Genomic DNA, 21353 nt, shown 5'->3' on the forward strand with positions numbered 1-21353 from the left:
CTGGCCGCGCGAGGCCCGTTGATTCGGACCGGGCGCGCATGCCGCCTTGCGGCGTTTTACCGGCATGGGCTATCTTTCTCCCATGACTTCATCCGACCAGCGCCCAGGCACCGAAGCGCAATCCCTGACGGGACAAGAGCCGCTATTCATCGTCCTCAATACAGGATCGGGGCGCGGCGACGCGCAGGTCCTGCAAGACACCATCCGCGGCATTCTTGATGAAGCGGGCAGGCGTTACACGCTGATGCCGGTGGACGACCCCACCCGCCTTACCGAAACGGCGCAGTCCGCCGTCAAGCGCGCGCAAGACGAGCAAGGCGTCGTCATCGCGGCGGGCGGCGACGGCACGCTGAACGCGGTGGCGGCCACCGTGCTGGGCAAGGGCGTGCCGTTCGGCATCCTGCCGCAAGGCACGTTCAATTACTTCGGGCGTGCCTACGGTATCTCGCAAGACACCGACGTTGCGCTGCGCGGCTTTCTGCAAGGCCATATCGAGCCGGTACGCGTCGGCCAGCTGAACGGCCGGCCGTTCCTTGTCAACGCCAGCCTGGGGCTGTATCCCACGCTGCTGGAAGACCGCGAGGCCTACAAGCAGCGCTTTGGCCGCAGCCGGCTGGTGGCGTTGTGGTCGGGCGTGGTGACCCTGCTGCGAGCGCCGCGTCAATTGCGGCTGCAACTGGAAGAAAAGGGCCAGGTAAGCGACCTGCGCACACCGACGCTGGTGGTGGGCAACAACAAGTTGCAGCTGGAACACGTCGGCATCGAATCCCAGGATCTGGATCGTGACCGGCTGGTGGCCATGACGGTTAAACCGGTCGGCACGCTGGCGCTTTACGGCCTGCTGGTGCGTGGCCTTTTCAGCCGCCTGGGCGAGGCCGAGCACGTCATCAGCTTCGGCTTTCATCGCATGACGGTGCGCATCCGGGGGCGCCATCGGGTCAAGGTCGCGATGGACGGCGAGATTTCCTGGATGAACACCCCGCTGGAATTCAAGGTGGCCGACGACAGGCTGCCGCTGGTGGTGCCCGCGGACTCGCAATACCTGGATCGCTCATGACGCGGATATTGCAACTGTCCGACACGCATTTCGGCACCGAGCGCAAACCTGTCGTCGAGGCCGCGCTGGACCTGGCGCGATCTCTGAACCCGGATCTGGTCGTGCTAAGCGGCGATATCACGCAGCGCGCGCGGCGCGGGCAATTCGCGGCGGCGCGCAAGTTCATCGAACGCCTGTCGCTGCCCGTGCTGGCCGTGCCGGGCAACCACGACATACCGCTGATCAACGTGTTTGCACGCGCGCTGAATCCTTACGGCAACTACAAGCGGGCGCTGGGCGCGGTGCTGGAGCCAGTGTTCGAAAACGCCGGTCTGTTGGCCATTGGCGTGAACACCACGCGGCCGCGCCGCCACAAGGACGGCGAGATTTCCGACGCACAGATCGCGCGCGTGGCGCAGCGGCTGCGGCAGGCGCGCCCTGGGCAATTGCGGGTGGTCGTCGCGCATCATCCGGTGCGCGCCAAGGTGGAATCCGACCTGTCCAACCTGCTTAACGGGCGCGAACGTGCGCTGGCGGCCTGGGCGCAGTCGGGTATTGATCTGGTATTGGGTGGGCATATTCACTTGCCTTATGTGCTGCCGCTGTCGGCGGCGGGCAAGCCGGCGGGCTGGATCGTGCAGGCGGGCACGGCATGCTCAAGCCGGGTGCGTGGCAGCGTGCCCAATTCCATCAACGTGATCACGCGAGAAGGCGAGGGCGACCAGCAGATGTGCCATGTCGAACGCTGGGACTATGCCGAGGCCACCCACGTGTTCGCACCGGTCGACAAGACGCTGGTCAGCACGGTCGAGCGGTGACCGCGCCATGACAGATTCGTACGCGCAATGGGCTGCGGCCCATGCCCTGGAATTGTTTATTGCGTTGCCGTTATTGACGGGCGCCTTGGCGCTGCTCACGGTCCGTATCGTGGCGGGCCAGCCGACCAACACCCGGCGCGGCGCCATCGCGGCAGGCGTGATGTTGGCGTTGGCCATCTTTGGAGTGCTGGCGTGGGCGGTGCATAGCCAGGGCGATGTGGTGGCCTTCGATGGCGCATTGGCCGAGGCATTGAGCATGTCGATGAACGCGTCGCTGCTGTGGCTGCTGTCGTGGTTCACGTATCTGGGCGACCGCAATTTCCTGACCGTGCTCAGCGTGTTGATGACGCTTTACCTGCTGTGGACAGGGTGGTGGCGCCTGGCCGTGTTCTGCGCGCTTGCCACGGGCTTGGGCGGCGCGCTGAATTGGGTGCTCAAGCACAGCTTTGAACGCGTGCGGCCGGTGCACGATCACGGCTTCGCGGCAGCGGCGGGCTGGAGCTTTCCCAGCGGCCATGCGTCGGCGGCGATGGCGGTCTACGGCACCGCCTGCTACCTGGTGTGGCGCTTGGCGCCGGCCCAGTGGCGCTGGCCGTGCGTGGCGGCGGCGGGTGCGCTGATCATGGCCATCGGCCTTAGCCGCATCTTGCTGCAAGTGCATTTCGCCAGCGACGTGGTGGCAGGCTTTGCCGTCACGCTGGCGTGGCTGGCGCTGTGCGTAGCCCTGGCCGAACGCTATTGCCGATCAGGCCGGGCACAACAAGAGGCGTAGCAGCCGGCGCTGCGCGTTGCCTGCCGGATTGCCGGCAATGCCGCCCGCGATACCACCCGCAATACCACCAGCAATACCGCCAGCAATACCGCCAGCAATACCGCCAGCAATACCGCCCGCCATGGTGCCGGCATCGTCGATGACCAACCCCGGGATGCTGGTATAGCGGCCGCCGGCCAGGGCGACCGCGCGATCCAACCGGTGCGCGCGTTCCGGCGGGGGCGGCGCCAAGTCCACGATCAGCTTGCCCCGGATCGGCGCGGTCACCGCGCCATCACTGAAGCGTTCCAGCGTGCGGTCAATCTCCCGTTCGCGCGGTAGCGCCAGCACGACCGTGTCCGATTCCGCCAAGGCTTCGCGCGCGGAAGTGGCCAACGTCGCCGAGCCGCGAAAAGGTTCGCAGCGTTCCGGGTCCAGGTCGTACACGGTCAGCGCGATGTCGGGCTCGGCCTCCAGCAAGCGCCGGGCGGCCAGGGTGCCGGTGTCGCCCATGCCCACGATGCTGATACGCAGGTTCATGGCTTGGGCACGGACCACGTGCTCACGATATGGGCCACGGGTTCGGCCGAGCCTTCGCCGGTCAGGATGACTTCGCCGGCGGACAACCTGCCCACCTTCAGCAGCCGCGCATCGGCATGAATGGCGCCGGCGGGGCTTTTGCGCAGGAAATTGATGGTCAGGCTTGCCGTGACCGCGTGCGTCTGGCCCGTGGCGCCGACCACGGCGGCGTACATGGCCAGATCGGCCAGCCCCATCAGCATAGGCCCGGCCACGATGCCGCCCAGCCGCTGGTGCGCCTCGCGGGCCGGCAGCACGGCGCGGGCGGTGCCCCGCCCGATGCGCACGACGTCTATGCCCAACAGCAGCGAAAAGGGATGCTGGTCGGCCAGCAGGATGTGAAAGTCGGCCAGGCTGATCAGTGGCGCGTCGGCGTCCGTGGCGGGTAGGGCGGCGGTCATCGTTGCTCCAGGGCAAGGCAATAGTGGTCCAGCAGGGCGTCGGCCTGCTGGCCCAGGGATTTCAGGCGATGCGTGTGCTGCAACAGCAGCAGTCCCATCAGATAGGTGAACACGTTCATCTGTTCGACCGCCACGGTGGCGGGGTCCCAGGACTTGGTACGCGCCAGCGCGGCGCCGATATGGTCCACGCATTGGCGCAACCGGGCGTTGAGCTTTTCGTCCATGTCCCTGCCCAGGCCGCGCGGCCCCAGCCCCTGGAACAGGTACAGGCCCAGCGAAAAATCCGTCGGCCGCTGGGCGTAGTACTCGAAAAAGGCGTGAATGGTCTTGCGCGCCGCCCCGGAAGCGGGCCAGGCCGCCGCGTCAGCCAGATGTTCGTGCAGGCCCAGCAGCGACTCGTCCAGCAGTTCGCCATAAAGCGCTTCCTTGCCGGCAAACCAGGGGTAAATCGCGCCGGTCGTGCAGCCGGCTTCCTTCGCGATTGCCCGGATCGTGGTCTTTTCCAGGCCGTCGCGCGCGAAGACGCGCTGCGCGGCATCCAGGACCATCTGTCGCCGCAGCGCGTTCAGGCGCTCGTTGCGCTCGTTGCGCTCGTTGCGTTCATTGCGTTCGGGATGGTCGGACGGGGAAACGGGCATGGGCAGAAGAAAAAAGCGGGGAAGGGTGGGGGAGAGGGTGGGGTAATAATATCGACGATTTTTAGTAATAACAATGTTATTGGAATTGAACGTGCCGGCGGTCGATACGACGCCCGTTCATTGGGGGAAAACCGATATCCGTGTACAAAGCGGATGCAGCGTGATCCGAAAGGCGCCTGAAAGACAGCCGGGAAAACGCCCCGAATAATTAGGGGCAGGGCTGAAAGTCGCATGGATACGTGCTTGCCCGTTTGGGCTCGGGTTAGCCCTAACACCACTGGAGCGACATCCTCGCGATGTTGCAAGATCCCAACAGGGGTGTCGCAAACCTGCACTTTTCTGATGCCGACCATAGCCAGTCCCCTCGATTTTTGATGCAATAGCGTCAACTTCCCTTCGCGGAGTTAGGGGGGCGGCAGGCTGGTTTGCTGGATTGCTGCTCTTGTCACTCAAATCAACGGAGATTTCTTAAATGAAAAAGACTCTGCTCGCTGCCGCCCTGCTCGCCGGTTTTGCCGGTGTCGCCCAGGCAGAAACGTCTGTCACCCTGTACGGCATCATCGACACGGGCCTCGGCTACAACAAGATCAGCGGCGCCCCGAACGATGCGGCGAACGGCAGCCGTTTCGGCATGATCAACGGCGTCCAGAACGGTTCGCGCTGGGGTCTGCGTGGTTCGGAAGACCTGGGTGACGGCCTGCGCGCTGTTTTCCAACTGGAATCGGGTTTCAACTCCGGTAACGGCAACTCCGCTCAAGGCGGCCGCCTGTTCGGTCGTCAAGCCACCGTCGGTCTGGCCAGCGACAGCTGGGGTCAACTGGACTTCGGTCGCCAAACCAACATCGCGTCGAAGTACTTCGGCTCGATCGACCCGTTCGGCGCTGGCTTCGGTCAAGCTAACATCGGCGTGGCTCTGAGCGCCGCCAACACGAACCGCTACGACAACATGGTCATGTATCAGACCCCGTCGTTCAGCGGCTTCCAGTTCGGCGTCGGCTACTCGTTCAACGTGAACGACACCAACGCTTCGCAAACCGGCTTCAAGACCGCCGACAACACCCGCGCCATCACGACCGGTCTGCGCTACGTCAACGGCCCCCTGAACGTCGCCCTGACGTACGACCAACTGAACGCCTCGAACAAGCTGTCGTCGGCTTCGGTTGACGCCACCCCGCGTCAGTACGCCATCGGCGGTTCGTACGACTTCGAAGTTGTGAAGCTGGCTTTGGCCTACGCTCGCACGACCGACGGCTGGTTCGCTGGTCAAGGCGTCGACACCAACATCGGCAGCGTGAACTTCGGTGCTAACGCTTTCGCTGACGGCTTCAAGGCCAACTCGTACATGGTCGGCCTGTCCGCCCCGATCGGCGGCGCAAGCAGCCTGTTCGGTTCGTGGCAAATGGTTGATCCCAGCAACACCAAGTTGACCGGCGGCGATGAGTCGACCCAAGTCTACTCGCTGGGCTACACCTACGACCTGTCCAAGCGCACCAACCTGTACGCCTACGGTTCGTACGCCAAGAACTACGCCTTCATCGACGATCTGAAGTCGACCGCCGTCGGCGTGGGCGTCCGTCACCGCTTCTAATCCAATGCAGGGCGCAAGCCCTGTCTGGATATAAAGCGCAAGCGAACGAACGGGCTGCGGCTCGTTCGTATAAAGCCACCCTTCGGGGTGGCTTTTTTTTCGTGCTTTGTTCTGATTTTTTATGACGCTCGGGAGCTTGTCAGCTGAGTCCTGTATGCTTGTGCTTCTGGTTCGAAAACTGCGATTGTTCCATTTGAGGAATGCAGTCTTTCACCCCTTGTTCAAGCTACAGAGTTCAGCCGGAAGTAACCACGCGAATGCTACAATCCTAAGGTTTGCGCATTTGACGGACGCCTGAATGAACCTGCAACAGTATTTTCCCGTCCTGCTGTTTATCGTAGTGGCCACCCTTATCGGGTTCGCGCTTCTAACGGCCGGCTCCCTCCTTGGCCCGCGGCGTCCCTACGCTGAGAAGCTGTCGCCCTATGAGTGCGGCTTCGAAGCGTTCGAAGACGCCCGCATGAAGTTTGACGTGCGCTACTACCTGGTGGCGATTTTGTTCATTCTTTTCGACCTGGAAATCGCGTTCCTGTTCCCGTGGGCCATCGCCCAAGGCACAGTCGGACTCGTCGGTTTCTGGACGGTCATGGTTTTCCTAGCCGTGTTGACCGTCGGCTTCATCTACGAATGGAAAAAGGGCGCGCTGGACTGGGAATAAACCCCCACGGGTTTTTCTTCACCGCACGCTATCAGAGACGAATATGGCTATAGACGGCATTCTCAAGCAAGGGTTCATCACAACCAGCGCCGACAAGTTCCTTAATTGGGCGAAGACCGGCTCCATGTGGCCCATGACCTTCGGTCTGGCCTGTTGCGCGGTTGAGATGATGCACGCGGGCGCAGCCCGTTATGACCTGGACCAGTTCGGCATCATCTTCCGTCCCAGTCCGCGTCAGTCCGATCTGATGATCGTTGCTGGCACGCTGTGCAACAAGATGGCGCCGGCGCTGCGCAAGGTTTACGACCAGATGCCCGAGCCGCGTTGGGTCGTTTCCATGGGCTCCTGTGCCAATGGCGGTGGCTACTACCACTACTCGTATTCGGTGGTTCGTGGCTGCGACCGCATCGTACCGGTAGACGTCTACGTGCCGGGCTGCCCGCCCACGGCCGAGGCGCTGGTCTACGGCTTGCTGCAAATGCAGAACAAGATCCGCCTGACCAACACGATTGCGCGCTGATCTCTCGCCCCGTCCGCGGCAGTCCTTGCCGCCGGCCCTGCGATACCAGCGTATCGGTTCACCTAAGCGTACAAGATGATGACCAGGCTCGAAACCCTGAAAAACAATTTGCAGACCACCCTCGGCGCCGATATTGCGCTGACCGAGGCGTTGGGCGAGCTCACGCTCGAAGTGCCCGCGCAGCAATGGTTCTCGGTCTGCAACAAGCTGCGCACCGAAGCCGGCCTGCGCTTTGAAACCTGTATCGACCTCTGTGGCGTCGACTACCTGACCTGGGGCAACGGCACGCGCCAGCTGCCCGAGGAACCCAGCGCCAAGGTGCACCGCGCGCGTTTCGCCGTGGTGATCCACCTGCTGTCGATCGAACACAATTGGCGCCTGCGTGTACGTACCTGGGCCGCCGATGACGAATTCCCGATCGTGGCGTCGCTGATGGAGTGCTGGCCGGCCGTGGGCTGGTTCGAGCGCGAAGCGTTCGACCTGTACGGCATCGTCTTCGAAGGTCACCCCGACCTGCGCCGCATCCTGACCGACTACGGCTTCATCGGCCATCCGTTCCGCAAGGACTTCCCGCTGTCGGGTACCGTCGAAATGCGTTACGACCCCGAACAACGTCGCGTCATTTACCAGCCGGTCACGATCGATCCGCGCGAGATCACTCCGCGCGTGGTCCGCGAAGACTCCTACGGCTTGGGGCGTTAAATCATGGCAGAAATCAAGAACTACACGCTTAACTTCGGTCCTCAGCATCCGGCCGCGCACGGTGTGTTGCGCCTGGTGCTTGAGCTGGACGGCGAAGTCATCCAGCGCGCCGACCCGCACATCGGCCTGCTGCATCGCGCCACTGAAAAGCTGGCCGAGCACAAGACCTACATCCAGGCGCTGCCCTACATGGACCGCCTGGACTACGTGTCCATGATGTGCAACGAGCACGCCTACGTCATGGCCATCGAAAAGCTGCTGGGCGTTGAAGCCCCGCTGCGCGCGCAGTACATCCGTGTGATGTTCGACGAAATCACCCGTCTGCTGAACCACCTGATGTCGCTGGGTTCGCACGCGCTGGACGTGGGCGCGATGGCGGTGTTCCTGTACGCCTTCCGTGAACGCGAAGACCTGATGGACTGCTACGAAGCGGTCTCGGGCGCGCGCATGCACGCGGCCTACTATCGTCCGGGCGGCGTCTACCGCGATTTGCCGGACACGATGCCGCAGTACGGCGACACCAGCAAATACCGTGGCGACAAAGAAATGCGCATCATGAATGACGCGCGTTCGGGCTCGCTGCTGGACTTCATCGAAGACTTCACCAACCGCTTCCCGGGCTGCGTCGACGAGTACGAAACGCTGCTGACGGACAACCGTATCTGGAAGCAGCGCCTGGTGGGCATCGGCGTGGTCGACCCTGACCGTGCCAAGGCGCTGGGCTTTACCGGCCCGATGCTGCGCGGCTCCGGCGTCGCCTGGGACTTGCGCAAGACGCAGCCCTACGAAGTCTACGATCTGCTCGATTTCGACATCCCCGTGGGTGTCAACGGCGACTGCTACGACCGCTATCTGGTCCGCATCGCTGAAATGCGTGAAAGTAACCGCATCATCCGCCAGTGCGTGGAGTGGCTGCGCAACAACCCGGGCCCGGTCATGATCGAGAATCACAAGATCGCCCCGCCCAAGCGCACCGCCATGAAGACCAACATGGAAGAGCTGATTCACCACTTCAAGCTCTTCACCGAAGGTTTCCACGTGCCCCCGGGCGAGGCGTATGCCTCGGTGGAGCATCCCAAGGGCGAGTTCGGCATCTATCTGGTGTCGGACGGCGCCAACAAGCCTTACCGCCTGAAGATTCGGGCCCCCGGCTTTGTCCACCTGCAATCGTTGGATGAAATGTCGCGCGGTCACATGATCGCCGACGCCGTCACCATCATTGGTACGCAGGACATCGTTTTCGGCGAGATCGATCGCTGATCCGCCCAGACAGTCACGAGCACGCCCGCATAACCCGGATTCAAACTATGCTGCTTTCCGAACAGGCCTACCAGAAAATCGACCGAGAACTCGCGAAGTTCCCGGCCGACCAGCGGCAGTCCGCCATCATGGCCTCGCTTGCCATCGCGCAAGAAGAGAAGGGCTGGTTGGCTACCGAAACCATTGAAGATGTGGCCAATTACATTGGCGTCCCGCCCATTGCGGTGCAGGAAGTCGCCACGTTCTACAACATGTTCGACGTCAAGCCCGTCGGCAAGAACAAGATCGCCGTCTGCACGAACCTGCCCTGTGCCTTGCGCGATGGCGACCGTGCCGGCGAATACCTCAAGCGCAAGCTGGGTGTCGACTACCGTCAAACCACCGCCGACGGCCAGTTCACGCTGGTTGAAGGCGAATGCATGGGCGCTTGCGGCGATTCCCCCGTGCTGATCGTGAACAACAAGCATATGTGCGTGCGCATGACGGACGAGAAGCTGGACGCGCTGGTCGCGGCCCTCAAGGTCCAAGGAGAGTCGGCATGAACGCGCCCGACCTGTACAAGCAGTTCGCGCAAGGGCTTGATCCCAACCCGCTGAATGACCTGTCCAATTCGATGTGCCTGCATGGCCGGCACATCAAGCCGCAGATCATGGCCGACGTCGACGGCGCCAACTGGCGCCTCGAAGACTACGTCAAGCGCGGCGGCTACGAAGCCCTGAAGAAGATCCTGACCACCGGCATGAAGCCGGAGGACGTGATCGCCGAAGTCAAGGCATCGGGCTTGCGCGGCCGTGGCGGCGCGGGTTTCCCGACCGGCCTGAAGTGGAGCTTCATGCCGCGTGCGTTCCCCGGCCAGAAGTACCTGGTCTGCAACTCGGACGAAGGCGAGCCGGGCACGTTCAAGGACCGCGACATCCTGCGCTTCAATCCGCACATCGTGATTGAAGGCATGGCGATCGCGGCCTACGCCATGGGCATCAGCGTCGGCTACAACTACATCCACGGCGAAATCTTCGAAGTGTACGAACGCTTTGAAGAAGCGCTGGAAGAGGCGCGCGCCGCCGGCTTCCTGGGCGACAAGATCCTGGGTTCGGACTACAGCTTCCAGCTGCATGCGTTCCACGGTTACGGCGCCTACATCTGTGGCGAAGAAACCGCGCTGCTGGAATCGCTGGAAGGCAAGAAGGGCCAACCGCGCTTCAAGCCGCCGTTCCCGGCCAGCTTCGGCCTGTATGGCAAGCCCACCACGATCAACAACACGGAAACGTTCGCGGCTGTGCCGTGGATCATCCGTAACAGCGGCCAGGCCTACCTGGAGGTCGGCAAGCCGAACAACGGCGGCACCAAGCTGTTCTCGATCACCGGCGACGTTGAACGCCCCGGCAACTACGAGATCCCGCTGGGCACCCCGTTCTCGACGCTGCTTGAACTGGCGGGCGGCATGCGCGGCGGCAAGAAACTGAAGGCGGTGATCCCTGGCGGGTCCAGCGCCCCGGTGCTGCCGGCCGACATCATCATGGAATGCACGATGGACTATGACTCCATCGCCAAGGCCGGCTCGATGCTTGGCTCCGGCGCTGTGATCGTCATGGACGAAACGCGTTGCATGGTGAAGTCGCTGCTGCGTCTGTCGTACTTCTATTTCGAGGAAAGCTGCGGCCAGTGCACGCCGTGCCGCGAAGGCACCGGCTGGCTCTACCGCATGGTGCATCGCATCGAAAACGGTCACGGCCGTCCGGAAGATCTGGACTTGCTGGACAACGTGGCAGGCAACATCATGGGCCGCACCATCTGCGCCCTGGGTGACGCCGCCGCCATGCCCGTCCGTGGCTTCCTCAAGCATTTTCGCGACGAATTCGCGCACCACATCGAGCATAAGTCTTGTGTGGTCCCGCAATATCTGTAGGTCTCAGGAACAGCAATGGTTGAACTAACCGTCGACGGCAATCAGGTCGAAGTGCCCGAAGGCAGCATGGTCATGCATGCCGCTCAGAAAGTCGGGCTTTACGTGCCGCATTTCTGCTACCACAAGAAACTGTCCATCGCGGCCAACTGCCGGATGTGCCTGGTTGAAGTGGAAAAAGCGCCCAAGGCGCTGCCCGCCTGCGCCACGCCCGTGACCAACGGCATGGTCGTCCACACCTGCTCTGAAAAGGCTCGCGCCGCTCAGAAGTCGGTGATGGAATTCTTGCTCATCAATCACCCCCTCGACTGCCCGATCTGCGATCAGGGCGGCGAATGCCAGTTGCAGGATCTGGCCGTGGGCTACGGTGGCTCTTCCTCGCGGTACCAAGAGGAAAAGCGCGTCGTGTTCCACAAGGACCTGGGTCCGCTGGTTTCCGCCGAGGAAATGACCCGCTGCATCCACTGCACCCGCTGCGTGCGCTTCGGCCAGGAAATTGCCGGCGTCATGGAATTGGGCATGCTGGGCCGTGGCGAACACTCCGAGATCACGACGTTCGTCGGCCGCTCGATCGAGTCCGAGCTCTCGGGCAACATGATCGACATCTGTCCGGTGGGCGCGCTGACCTCCAAGCCTTTCCGCTACAGCGCGCGTACCTGGGAATTGGCCCGCCGCCGTTCGGTCAGCCCGCACGACAGCCTGGGCGCCAACCTGGTGGTTCAGGTCAAGGGCGACCGCGTCATGCGCGTGGTTCCCTTCGAAGACGACGCCGTCAACGAATGCTGGATCAGCGACCGCGACCGCTTCTCGTACGAAGGCCTGAACAGCGACGACCGCCTGACCGCCCCGATGATCAAGGGCACCGACGGCAAGTGGCAGGAAGCCTCGTGGGCCGACGCGCTGCAAGCCGTGGCGCAAGGCCTGTCGCGCGTTCGCGACAGCTTCGGCGCCGGCCAGATCGGTGCCTTGGCTTCCGAATACGCCACCACGGAAGAATATGCGTTGCTGGGCCGCCTGGTCCGCGCGCTGGGTTCCGAGAACATCGACTTCCGTCTGCGCCAGACCGACCCGGCCTTTGACGCCGCGTTGACCGGTGCGCCGTGGCTGGGCATGCCCATCGCTGAACTCGACAACCTGGACCGCGTCCTGGTCGTCGGCTCGTTCCTGCGCAAGGACCACCCGCTGATGGCGCAACGCCTGCGCCAGGCCGCCAAGCGCGGCACGCAAATCCTGATGGTCGACAGCGCCGCTGACGATCCCCTGTTGCCCGTCGCCGCCCGCATCACCGTGGCGCCGTCCGAGCTGCCGCGCGCGCTGGCCGAAGTGGCCGTTGCCCTGGCGCAAGCCAAGGAACAAGCCGTGCCGGCCGAATTCGCCTCGGTCACCCCGGGCGAAAACGCCAAGCTCATCGCCGCCAGCCTGGCTTCCGGCGCCAACACCGCCGTGCTGCTGGGCAACATGGCCGTGGCCAGTGCGCAAGCGACGACGCTGGCCGCCAACGGCCGCGCCGTGGCGAACCTGGCCGGCGGCAAGTTCGGCTTCCTGACCTCTGGCGGCAACACCGTCGGCGGTTACCTGGCCGGCGCTGTTCCGGGCAAGGGCGGCAAGACCGCCGCCGCCATGCTGGCCGAGCCGCTCAAGGCCTACATCGTGTTGCACGCCGAACCGCTGCTGGACGCCGATAACGGCCAGCAAGCCATCGCCGCGCTGCGCGGCGCGCAGTTCGCCGTGGCCTTGACGCCGTACCGTTCGGCAGCCGCCGAATGGGCCGACGTCATGTTGCCGGTGTCGCCGTTCACCGAAACGTCGGGCACCTTCGTCAACGCGCAAGGCCTGGCGCAAAGCTTCAAGGGCACGGTTGCACCGATGGGTCAGACGCGTCCGGGCTGGAAGGTCCTGCGCGTGCTGGGCAACGTGCTGCATCTGGCCGGCTTTGACGATGAAACGTCGGAATCGGTGCGCGATGCCGCGCTGGCCGGCGGCATCGAAGGCCGTTTGTCCAACGACGTCAAGGCGCCGCTGGGCCTGGGCCAAGCGCTGACCGGCCTGGAACGCGTGGCCGATGTGCCGATCTACCGCACCGACGCCATGGTCCGTCGCTCGGAACCGCTGCAAGCGGCCCCCGCATCCCGCAAGCCCGCCGCCGCCATGAACGGCCGTACGCTCGCCAGCCTCGGCCTGACGGCCGGAGTCAAGGTGCGTGTGGCCGGTGCCGAAGGCGCCGTCGAACTCGAAACCGTGCAGGACGATGCCGTGGCCGACCGCGCCGTGCGCATCTCCGCGGCCTTTGAAAACACCGCAGCCCTGGGTGGCGCATTCGGTCAACTCAGCGTGGAGCGTGCCTGATGGAATGGCTTAATGTTCTTGAGAGCCACGGGCAGCAATTGCTGGGCCCGACGGTTTGGATGGTCCTCTGGACCCTCATCAAGATTGTGATCATCGCCGTGCCGATCATTCTGTGCGTTGCGTACCTGACGTACTGGGAACGCAAGATGATTGGCGCCATGCATGTGCGCGTGGGTCCGAACCGTGTCGGGTTCAGGGGGCTGTTGCAGCCGTTTGCCGACGTGTTCAAGCTGCTGACCAAGGAAGTCATCGTTCCCAGCGAAGCCAACAAGGTGCTGTTCGTCGTGGCCCCCGTGGTCACGCTGATGCCCGCGCTGGCTGCCTGGGCCGTGATTCCTTTTGGTCCTGATGTCGTGCTGGCCAACGTCAACGCCGGCCTGCTGTACATCATGGCTATTACGTCGATCGGCGTGTATGGCGTGATCGTGGCGGGCTGGGCGTCGAACTCCAAGTACGCGTTCCTGGGCGCGCTGCGCGCTTCGGCACAGATGCTGTCCTACGAACTGGCCATCGGCTTCGTGCTTGTCACGGTGCTGCTGGTGTCGGGCAGCCTGAACATGTCCGAGATCGTCAACGTTCAGAACCGCGGCTGGTTTGCCGACAAGGGCCTGACGTTCATGTCCTGGAACTGGTTGCCGCTGTTGCCGCTGTTCGTGATCTACGTCGTGGCGATCGTGGCTGAAACCAACCGTCACCCGTTCGACGTCGTCGAAGGCGAATCGGAAATCGTGGCCGGCCACATGGTCGAGTACTCGGGTATGGCTTTCGCCCTGTTCTTCCTGGGTGAATACGCCAACATGATCCTGCTGTCCTGCATGGCGTCGATCATGTTCCTGGGCGGCTGGGCTTCCCCGATCGACATCGCGCCGCTGACCTGGATTCCGGGTTGGATCTGGCTCGGTCTGAAGACGTTCGTTGTGGTCTCGTTGTTTGTGTGGTTCCGCGCTTCGTTCCCGCGCTACCGCTATGACCAGATCATGCGTTTGGGTTGGAAAATCTTCATCCCGCTGACCGGCGTTTGGCTGGTCGTGGTGGCGATCTGGATGCAGACGCCCTGGAACATTTGGCGCTAAGCCGCCAGGCAGAGGCAGGATATGGAAGCGATCAAAGATTTCTTCGGCAGCCTGATGCTGACCGAGTTGCTCAAGGGCATGCGCCTGACGGGCAAGTACTTTTTCAAGCGCAAGGTCACCTTGCGTTACCCGCAGGAAAAAACGCCGACGTCGGCGCGATTCCGCGGCCTGCACGCGTTGCGCCGCTACCCCAACGGGGAAGAGCGCTGCATTGCGTGCAAGCTGTGTGAAGCCGTGTGCCCGGCCTTGGCGATCACCATCGAATCGGACCAGCGCGAGGACGGCACCCGCCGCACCACGCGTTACGACATCGATCTGACCAAGTGCATTTTCTGCGGCTTCTGTGAGGAAAGCTGCCCCGTGGACTCGATCGTGGAAACCCATATCCACGAATACCACGGTGAAAAGCGCGGCGACCTGTATTTCACCAAAGACATGCTGCTCGCCGTGGGCGACCGCTACGAAGCCGACATCGCCCGCCGCCGGGCCGACGACGCTCCTTACCGTTGAAGCCCAGGGTCTGATCCATGACTTTTACCACTGTCCTTTTCTACATACTGGCCGCCGTGCTGGTGATCGCGGCGTTCCGCGTGATCACCGCGCGCAGCCCGGTCACCGCCGTACTTCACCTGATCCTGGCATTCTCCAACGCAGCCATGCTGTGGATGCTGCTGGGCGCCGAGTTCCTGGCGTTGCTGCTGGTCCTGGTGTACGTGGGCGCCGTGATGGTGCTCTTCCTGTTCGTCGTGATGATGCTGGACATCCGCATGGACACCATGCGCCAGGGCATGAAGACCTACCTGCCGCTGGGCCTGGTGATCGGTCTGGTGCTGGTGCTGGAAATGTCCTTCGTGTTGGGTTCCACCTGGTACGGTTCGGGTCCGCAAGCCCCGGTTGCCGGCGACTACAACAACGCTCGCGCGCTTGGCGAAGTCATGTACACGCAGTACGTCTACGCCATTGAAGTGGGCGCCGCGCTGCTGCTGGTGGGTATGGTCGCCGCGATTTCGCTGACCCTGCGCCGCCGCCGCGACGTGAAGTACAACGACCCGGTAGCCGCCGTGCGCGTCCGTTCGAAGGACCGCTTCCGCATGGTCAACATGCCCGCCCAAAGCGAGCGTGCCCAGGCCAAGCGTGACGGAACGTCCGCCGCCGCCGCTGCGCCCGAAGGAGAAAAACAATGACGCTGACGCTGGCTCACTATCTGATCCTTGGGGCGATCCTGTTCGCCATCGGGATCTTCGGCATCTTCCTGAACCGCCGCAACCTGATCATTCTCTTGATGTCCATCGAGCTCGTGCTCCTGGCCGTCAACATGAACTTCGTGGCGTTCTCCAGCTGGTTCGGCGATACCGCCGGCCAGGTGTTCGTGTTCTTCATCCTGACCGTGGCCGCCGCTGAAGCGGCGATCGGCCTGGCCATTTTGGTGCTGCTGTTCCGCAACCTGAACACGATCAACGTTGACGAACTCGATCGCCTGAAGGGCTGACGGGGTATTGGAAGAAAATGTCTAGCTCACCCAATCTCTACTTGCTCATCGCGCTGGCACCGCTGGCCGGAGCAATTCTCGCGGGCCTTTTCGGCACCGGCTTCCTGGGCCGTCCCATCGGCCGCCGCGCGTCCCACGTCATCACCATTCTTGGCGTACTTATCTCCGCCATCGGTTCGGTGGTGGTGTTGGGCGACGTGCTCAACGGCCTGCGCTTTGACGGCGCGGTCTACACCTGGAGCCTGATCGGCCAGACCAAGCTGGAAATCGGCTTCCTGATCGATCCGCTGTCGGCCATGATGATGGTCGTGGTCACGTCCGTATCGCTGATGGTGCACATCTACACCATCGGCTACATGGCCGATGACCCCGGCTACCAGCGCTTCTTCTCGTACATCTCGCTGTTCACGTTCTCCATGCTGATGCTGGTGATGTCGAACAACATGGTGCAGCTGTTCTTCGGCTGGGAAGCGGTGGGCCTGGTGTCGTACCTGCTGATCGGTTTCTGGTACACCCGCCCGACGGCCATCTTCGCCAACATGAAGGCATTTCTGATCAACCGCGTCGGCGACTTCGGCTTCGTGCTGGGTATCGGCCTGTTGTTCGCGTACGCCGGCACGATGCACTACGGCGACGTCTTCGCCCAAGCCGACAAGCTGGCCACGATGACCCTGCCGGGTTCCGACTGGATGCTGCTGACGGTCGCGTGTATCTGCCTGTTCATCGGCGCCATGGGCAAATCGGCCCAGGTTCCGCTGCACGCCTGGCTGCCTGACTCGATGGAAGGCCCGACCCCGATCTCCGCGCTGATCCACGCCGCCACCATGGTGACGGCCGGTATCTTCATGGTGGCGCGCTTCTCGCCCCTGTTCGAACTGTCGGACGTGGCGCTGTCGTTCATCATCGTGATCGGCGCCATCGGCGCGCTGTTCCTGGGCATCCTGGGCATCATCCAGACGGACATCAAGCGCGTTGTCGCGTATTCCACGCTGTCGCAGCTGGGCTACATGACCGTCGCGCTGGGCGCCTCGGCCTACTCGGTGGCCATTTTCCACCTGATGACGCACGCGTTCTTCAAGGCACTGCTGTTCCTGGGCGCCGGTTCGGTCATCATCGGCATGCACCACGACCAGGACATCCGCAACATGGGCGGCCTGCGCAAGTACATGCCCATCACCTGGATCACGTTCCTGCTGGGCACGCTGGCCCTGGTCGGCACGCCGTTCTTCTCGGGTTTCTACTCGAAGGAGAACATCATCGAAGCCGCCGGCCACGCCAACGTCTGGGGCGCAAGCTTCGCGTACTACGCCGTGCTGATCGGTGTGTTCGTGACCTCGCTTTACTCGTTCCGCGTGTACTTCCTGGTCTTCCACGGCAAGGAACGCTTTGACACCACCGACCACGGTCACGGCCATGGCCACGACGCGCATGGGCATGACGACCACGGTCACGACGACCACGGTCACGGCCATCATGGCGGCAAGCCGCATGAGTCGCCCTGGGTGGTGACGCTGCCGCTGATCCTGCTGGCGATTCCGTCGGTGCTGGTTGGCGCCTGGGCGGTTGACCCAATGCTGTTCGGCAAGTTCTTCAACGGCGTGATCACGGTGCTGCCGCAGCATCCGGCCATGCACGAACTGCAAGAAGAATGGCACGGCTGGGTCGCCTATGGCCTGCATGCCTTCCAGACGCTGCCGTTCTGGCTGGTCGTTGCCGGTTTCGTCATTGCCTGGTACTGCTACCTGATCAATCCCAAGGTTCCGGCCGCGATCAAGTCCAGTCTGTCCGGCGTCAACAAAGTGCTTGAAAACAAGTACTACGTGGATTGGGTCAACGAGCAGATCATCGCTCGCGGCCTGCGCGCCCTGGGCCGTGGCCTGTGGAATACCGGCGACCGCGGCATCATCGATGGCCTGCTGGTCAACGGTAGCGCCCGCGTCGTGGGTTGGGTGGCAGCGGTCAGCCGCCACCTGCAATCCGGCTTCATCTATCACTACGCGTTCGCGATGATCATCGGCATCATGGCGCTGGTGACTTTCTTTGTGCTGATTCCCCAATGATGGCAAGCGAGATGGCATCCAACACTTTCCCCTGGCTCACGCTTGCGATCTTTGTCCCGATCGTATTCGGCCTGCTGGTGCTGGCGGTGGGCCGTGACGACCGTCCCGGTCTGACGCGCGGCCTGTCGCTGGTCGGCGCCTTTGCCGGCTTCCTCGTCACGATTCCGCTCTACACCGGTTTTGACAACACCACGGCCGCCATGCAGTTCGTGGAAAAGGCCTCGTGGATCGAAGCCTTCAACGTCAATTACCACCTGGGCATCGACGGCATTTCGCTGTGGTTCGTCCTCCTGACCGCGTTCATCACCATCATCGTGGTGCTGGCCGGCTGGGAAGTCATCACCAGTCGCGTGTCGCAGTACATGGCCGCCTTCCTGATCCTGTCGGGTCTGATGGTGGGCGTGTTCGCCGCGCTGGACGGCATGCTGTTCTACGTGTTCTTCGAAGCCACGCTGATCCCGATGTACATCATCATCGGCGTCTGGGGCGGACCGAACCGCGTGTATGCGGCATTCAAGTTCTTCCTGTACACGTTGATGGGTTCGCTGCTGACCCTGATCGCGTTCATCTACCTGTGGCACGCATCGGGCGGTTCGTTCGACATCCTGACCTGGCACCAGGTCAAGCTTGGCCAGACCCCGCAGATCCTGATCTTCGTGGCGCTGCTGGCGGCGTTCGCGGTGAAGGTGCCGATGTGGCCCGTGCACACGTGGTTGCCGGATGCTCACGTGGAAGCGCCCACGGGCGGCTCCATCGTGCTGGCCGCGATCATGCTGAAGCTGGGTGCCTATGGCTTCCTGCGCTTCTCGCTGCCGATCACGCCTGACGCCTCGCACAGCCTGGCGGGCCTGATGATCACGCTGTCGCTCATCGCGGTGATCTACATCGGCCTGGTCGCGATCATCCAGGAAGACATGAAAAAGCTGGTGGCTTATTCGTCCGTGGCCCACATGGGTTTCGTGACGCTGGGCTTCTTCATCTTCAACACGGCCGGCGTCGAAGGCGCCATCGTGCAGATGATCTCCCACGGCTTCGTGTCGGGCGCCATGTTCATGTGTATCGGCGTGCTCTATGACCGCATGCACTCGCGCCGCATCGCCGATTACGGCGGCGTGGTCAACGTGATGCCGCGCTTCGCGACGTTCTTCATCCTGTTCTCGATGGCCAATAGCGGCCTGCCGGCCACCAGCGGTTTCGTCGGCGAGTTCATGGTGATCATGGGCGCCGTCGAACACAACTTCTGGATCGGCCTGTTGGCGGCTACCGCCCTGATCCTGGGTGCTTCGTATTCGCTGTGGATGGTCAAGCGTGTGGTCCTGGGCGACATCGCCAACGACCACGTCCGCGAGCTGACCGATATCAACCGCCGCGAATTTGTGATTCTTGGCGTGATGGCGATCGCCGTGTTGTACATGGGGATCTATCCCAAGCCCTTTACCGACGTCATGCACGTGTCGGTCGAGGCCCTGCTGCAACACGTTGCCGTCTCGAAACTGTAAGACAAGACAATGATGCAATCCCAAATCGATTTCGCCCTGGCGGCGCCGGAAATCCTTCTGCTGGTTTCCGGCCTGGCTATCCTGCTCGTCGACGCGGTCAGCAATCACCCCGAGCGCAAGCCGACGTTCCTGCTGACCATGCTGGTATTGGGCGTGCTGACCGTTGTGTCGGCCGTGCAATGGAAGAACGGCGTTGCGGGCGCAACCTTCAATGGCCTGTACGTCACCGACGAACTGTCGCACCTGCTGAAGATCGCGTCCTACATCGCCGTGGGCGCCACGCTGGTGTACGGCCGCGTCTATGCGCAAGTGCGTGACATGCTCAAGGGCGGCGAGCTCTACGTCCTGACGTTGTTCGCGCTGCTGGGTCAGATGGTCATGATTTCCTCCGGGAACCTGATTTCCATCTACCTGGGCCTGGAACTGATGTCGCTGGCGCTGTACGCGTTGATCGCGCTGCGTCGCGACGACGTCGTGGCCACCGAAGCCGCCATGAAGTACTTCGTGCTGGGCGCGTTGGCCTCGGGCTTCCTGCTGTACGGCATGTCGATGGTCTACGGCGCCACGGGTCACCTGGACCTGGCCGAAGTGTCCAAGGTCATCGCCGCCGGCAAGGCCGAGAAGATGGCGCTGGTGTTCGGCATCGTGTTCCTGGTGTCGGGCCTGGCGTTCAAGCTGGGCGCCGTGCCGTTCCACATGTGGGTGCCGGACGTCTACCAAGGTTCGCCGACCGCCGTCACGCTGATCCTGGGCGGTGCGCCCAAGCTGGCCGCCTTCGCCATCACGCTGCGCCTGCTGGTGGATGGCCTGCATGGCCTGGCCGCCGACTGGCAGCCGATGCTGATGATCCTGGCGGTGCTGTCGCTGGCTATCGGTAACCTGACCGCCATTGTGCAGACCAACTTCAAGCGCATGCTGGCTTACTCGACCATTTCGCACATGGGCTTCGTGCTCCTGGGCCTGATGTCGGGGTCGGTCGCTGGCAAGCCGGAATTGTCGTCCGCCGCCTATGGCGCGTCGCTGTTCTACATGCTGACCTACGTGCTGACCACGCTGGCCAGCTTCGGCATCGTGCTGTTGCTGTCGCGCCAGGGTTTCGAGTGCGAGCACATCGACGACCTGAAGGGCCTGAACCGCCGCAGCCCGTGGCACGCTTTCATCGTGCTGCTGCTGATGTTCTCGCTGGCCGGCATTCCGCCGCTGGTGGGCTTCTACGCCAAGCTGGCCGTGCTGCAAGCGTTGATCAGCGCCGGCCACGTGACGCTGGCCGTGGTGGCCGTGCTGTTCTCGCTGATCGGTGCGTTCTACTACCTGCGTGTCGTCAAGGTCGTGTACTTCGACGAGCCGGTGGCCGATGTTGCCCCGATCGTCGCCACGGTTGGCCAGCGCGGTCTGCTGTCCATCAACGGCGCCATGATGCTGCTGCTGGGCCTGTTGCCTGGTGGTCTGATGGCGCTGTGCGTGCAGGCGATTCGCTCGTCGCTGAGCCTGTAAGCGGAACCCGGCCATGAACCAGACGCTGGCGGTATGGCAGTTGATCGCGCTGGCTTTGGTCAGCGCCAACCTGCCGTTCCTGACCGAACGCGTGTTCGCCGTCTTGCCCTTCAAGCAGGGCGGGGCGGTGACGGTCAAGCCGTTCTGGATGCGTCTGGTGGAAGTGCTGGTGTTCTACGCGCTGGTTGGCGCCTTGGGTTTCGCCTTCGAGTCCACGCTGGGCAATCGGTTTGCCCAGACGTGGGAGTTCTACGCGATTACCCTTAGCCTGTATCTGGTGCTGGCCTATCCGGGCTTCGTGTACCGCTATTTGTTCAAGCGTCACCCTCGCTTGCGGGTGTAAAAGCCCCGCCAGTGCCTTGAAAACGCCCTACGGGGCGTTTTTCTTTTGGGTGCTTGAAACTCTTCACCCTTCGGGCCTCGCGGCTTGGAAAGGCTATGGCGGCCGGCGGCGACCGTGTCCCCCTATGTGCCGTCACTGTTGTTTTTTCATCTTTTCGCGCGCCACTCAGCTTTCATTCAGGTGTCATTCAGCCGC

The 21353-nt window shown here is 62.8% G+C and carries 21 protein-coding genes and 1 pseudogene; 19 read left to right on the forward strand and 3 right to left on the reverse strand.

What is annotated here, in order from left to right; genetic code table 11:
• Positions 1-82: 82 nt before the first annotated feature.
• The 3 genes from KYT87_RS06095 to KYT87_RS06105 are packed head-to-tail and all read left to right on the forward strand — an operon-like array spanning position 83 to position 2626.
• Positions 83-1057, forward strand: coding sequence for a diacylglycerol kinase family protein (locus KYT87_RS06095; protein WP_162941164.1), 975 nt, complete (start codon positions 83-85; stop codon positions 1055-1057).
• On the forward strand, positions 1054-1854 hold the full coding sequence (locus tag KYT87_RS06100) for a metallophosphoesterase (RefSeq protein WP_219991851.1): 801 nt from the start codon (positions 1054-1056) through the stop codon (positions 1852-1854). The genes KYT87_RS06095 and KYT87_RS06100 overlap by 4 nt, the downstream gene beginning before the upstream one ends.
• A gap of 7 nt (positions 1855-1861) precedes the next feature.
• On the forward strand, positions 1862-2626 hold the full coding sequence (locus KYT87_RS06105) for a phosphatase PAP2 family protein (RefSeq protein ID WP_104142959.1): 765 nt from the start codon (positions 1862-1864) through the stop codon (positions 2624-2626).
• 132 nt (positions 2627-2758) lie between these two features.
• Here the strand turns inward: KYT87_RS06105 and KYT87_RS06110 are convergent.
• From KYT87_RS06110 to KYT87_RS06120, 3 genes and pseudogenes are all read right to left on the reverse strand, one after another.
• Positions 2759-3145, reverse strand: a pseudogene (locus tag KYT87_RS06110) (NAD(P)-binding domain-containing protein); the annotation flags it as partial.
• The gene (locus tag KYT87_RS06115; protein ID WP_104142960.1) at positions 3142-3585 is read right to left on the reverse strand and encodes a PaaI family thioesterase; all 444 of its coding nucleotides are present in this window, start codon (positions 3583-3585) and stop codon (positions 3142-3144) included. The gene KYT87_RS06115 and the pseudogene KYT87_RS06110, both read right to left, overlap by 4 nt.
• Positions 3582-4223: a TetR/AcrR family transcriptional regulator gene (locus KYT87_RS06120; protein ID WP_370638751.1), complete on the reverse strand. Its 642-nt coding sequence runs from the start codon at positions 4221-4223 to the stop codon at positions 3582-3584. The genes KYT87_RS06115 and KYT87_RS06120 overlap by 4 nt, the downstream gene beginning before the upstream one ends.
• Before the next feature lie 472 nt (positions 4224-4695).
• Here KYT87_RS06120 and KYT87_RS06125 point away from each other — a divergent pair, with 472 nt between their 5' ends.
• From KYT87_RS06125 to KYT87_RS06200, 16 genes are all read left to right on the forward strand, one after another.
• On the forward strand, positions 4696-5811 hold the full coding sequence (locus KYT87_RS06125; RefSeq protein WP_104142964.1) for a porin: 1116 nt from the start codon (positions 4696-4698) through the stop codon (positions 5809-5811).
• Positions 5812-6109: 298 nt separating this feature from the next.
• Positions 6110-6469 (forward strand): NADH-quinone oxidoreductase subunit A, encoded by a 360-nt coding sequence (locus KYT87_RS06130; RefSeq protein WP_006217959.1) that lies wholly within the window; start codon positions 6110-6112, stop codon positions 6467-6469.
• 43 nt (positions 6470-6512) lie between these two features.
• Complete coding sequence (locus KYT87_RS06135) at positions 6513-6989, forward strand: NADH-quinone oxidoreductase subunit B family protein (protein WP_006217960.1); 477 nt, start codon at positions 6513-6515, stop codon at positions 6987-6989.
• Positions 6990-7064: 75 nt separating this feature from the next.
• Complete coding sequence (locus tag KYT87_RS06140; RefSeq protein WP_046802538.1) at positions 7065-7691, forward strand: NADH-quinone oxidoreductase subunit C; 627 nt, start codon at positions 7065-7067, stop codon at positions 7689-7691.
• A gap of 3 nt (positions 7692-7694) precedes the next feature.
• Entirely contained in the window at positions 7695-8951 is a 1257-nt protein-coding gene (locus KYT87_RS06145; RefSeq protein WP_046802539.1) for an NADH-quinone oxidoreductase subunit D, read from the forward strand.
• A 47-nt stretch (positions 8952-8998) separates the two neighbouring features.
• Positions 8999-9493 (forward strand): NADH-quinone oxidoreductase subunit NuoE, encoded by a 495-nt coding sequence (gene nuoE / locus KYT87_RS06150; RefSeq protein ID WP_006217963.1) that lies wholly within the window; start codon positions 8999-9001, stop codon positions 9491-9493.
• Complete coding sequence (gene nuoF / locus KYT87_RS06155; RefSeq protein ID WP_046802540.1) at positions 9490-10857, forward strand: NADH-quinone oxidoreductase subunit NuoF; 1368 nt, start codon at positions 9490-9492, stop codon at positions 10855-10857. The genes nuoE and nuoF overlap by 4 nt, the downstream gene beginning before the upstream one ends.
• 15 nt (positions 10858-10872) lie before the next feature.
• Positions 10873-13200 (forward strand): NADH-quinone oxidoreductase subunit NuoG, encoded by a 2328-nt coding sequence (gene nuoG / locus KYT87_RS06160; protein ID WP_219991852.1) that lies wholly within the window; start codon positions 10873-10875, stop codon positions 13198-13200.
• Positions 13200-14273 (forward strand): NADH-quinone oxidoreductase subunit NuoH, encoded by a 1074-nt coding sequence (gene nuoH / locus KYT87_RS06165; protein WP_046802542.1) that lies wholly within the window; start codon positions 13200-13202, stop codon positions 14271-14273. The genes nuoG and nuoH overlap by 1 nt, the downstream gene beginning before the upstream one ends.
• 21 nt (positions 14274-14294) lie before the next feature.
• The gene (nuoI, locus tag KYT87_RS06170; RefSeq protein WP_006217967.1) at positions 14295-14783 is read left to right on the forward strand and encodes an NADH-quinone oxidoreductase subunit NuoI; all 489 of its coding nucleotides are present in this window, start codon (positions 14295-14297) and stop codon (positions 14781-14783) included.
• 17 nt (positions 14784-14800) lie between these two features.
• Positions 14801-15457, forward strand: coding sequence for an NADH-quinone oxidoreductase subunit J (locus tag KYT87_RS06175; protein ID WP_219991853.1), 657 nt, complete (start codon positions 14801-14803; stop codon positions 15455-15457).
• Positions 15454-15762, forward strand: a complete 309-nt coding sequence (nuoK, locus tag KYT87_RS06180; RefSeq protein WP_006217969.1) for an NADH-quinone oxidoreductase subunit NuoK — start codon at positions 15454-15456, stop codon at positions 15760-15762. Before KYT87_RS06175 ends, nuoK begins: the two co-directional genes overlap by 4 nt.
• Positions 15763-15779: 17 nt before the next feature.
• A complete protein-coding gene (gene nuoL / locus KYT87_RS06185; RefSeq protein WP_046802544.1) occupies positions 15780-17822 on the forward strand; it encodes an NADH-quinone oxidoreductase subunit L in 2043 nt (680 codons plus the stop codon).
• Positions 17819-19321: an NADH-quinone oxidoreductase subunit M gene (locus KYT87_RS06190; protein WP_046802545.1), complete on the forward strand. Its 1503-nt coding sequence runs from the start codon at positions 17819-17821 to the stop codon at positions 19319-19321. Before nuoL ends, KYT87_RS06190 begins: the two co-directional genes overlap by 4 nt.
• Before the next feature lie 9 nt (positions 19322-19330).
• Positions 19331-20815: an NADH-quinone oxidoreductase subunit NuoN gene (nuoN, locus tag KYT87_RS06195; RefSeq protein WP_046802546.1), complete on the forward strand. Its 1485-nt coding sequence runs from the start codon at positions 19331-19333 to the stop codon at positions 20813-20815.
• Between the two features lie 13 nt (positions 20816-20828).
• Positions 20829-21158 (forward strand): DUF2818 family protein, encoded by a 330-nt coding sequence (locus KYT87_RS06200; RefSeq protein ID WP_219991854.1) that lies wholly within the window; start codon positions 20829-20831, stop codon positions 21156-21158.
• The last annotated feature ends 195 nt before the right edge of the window (positions 21159-21353 follow it).

Source organism: Achromobacter sp. ES-001 (assembly GCF_019448355.1).
GTDB classification, from domain to species: Bacteria; Pseudomonadota; Gammaproteobacteria; order Burkholderiales; family Burkholderiaceae_B; genus Achromobacter; species Achromobacter spanius_B.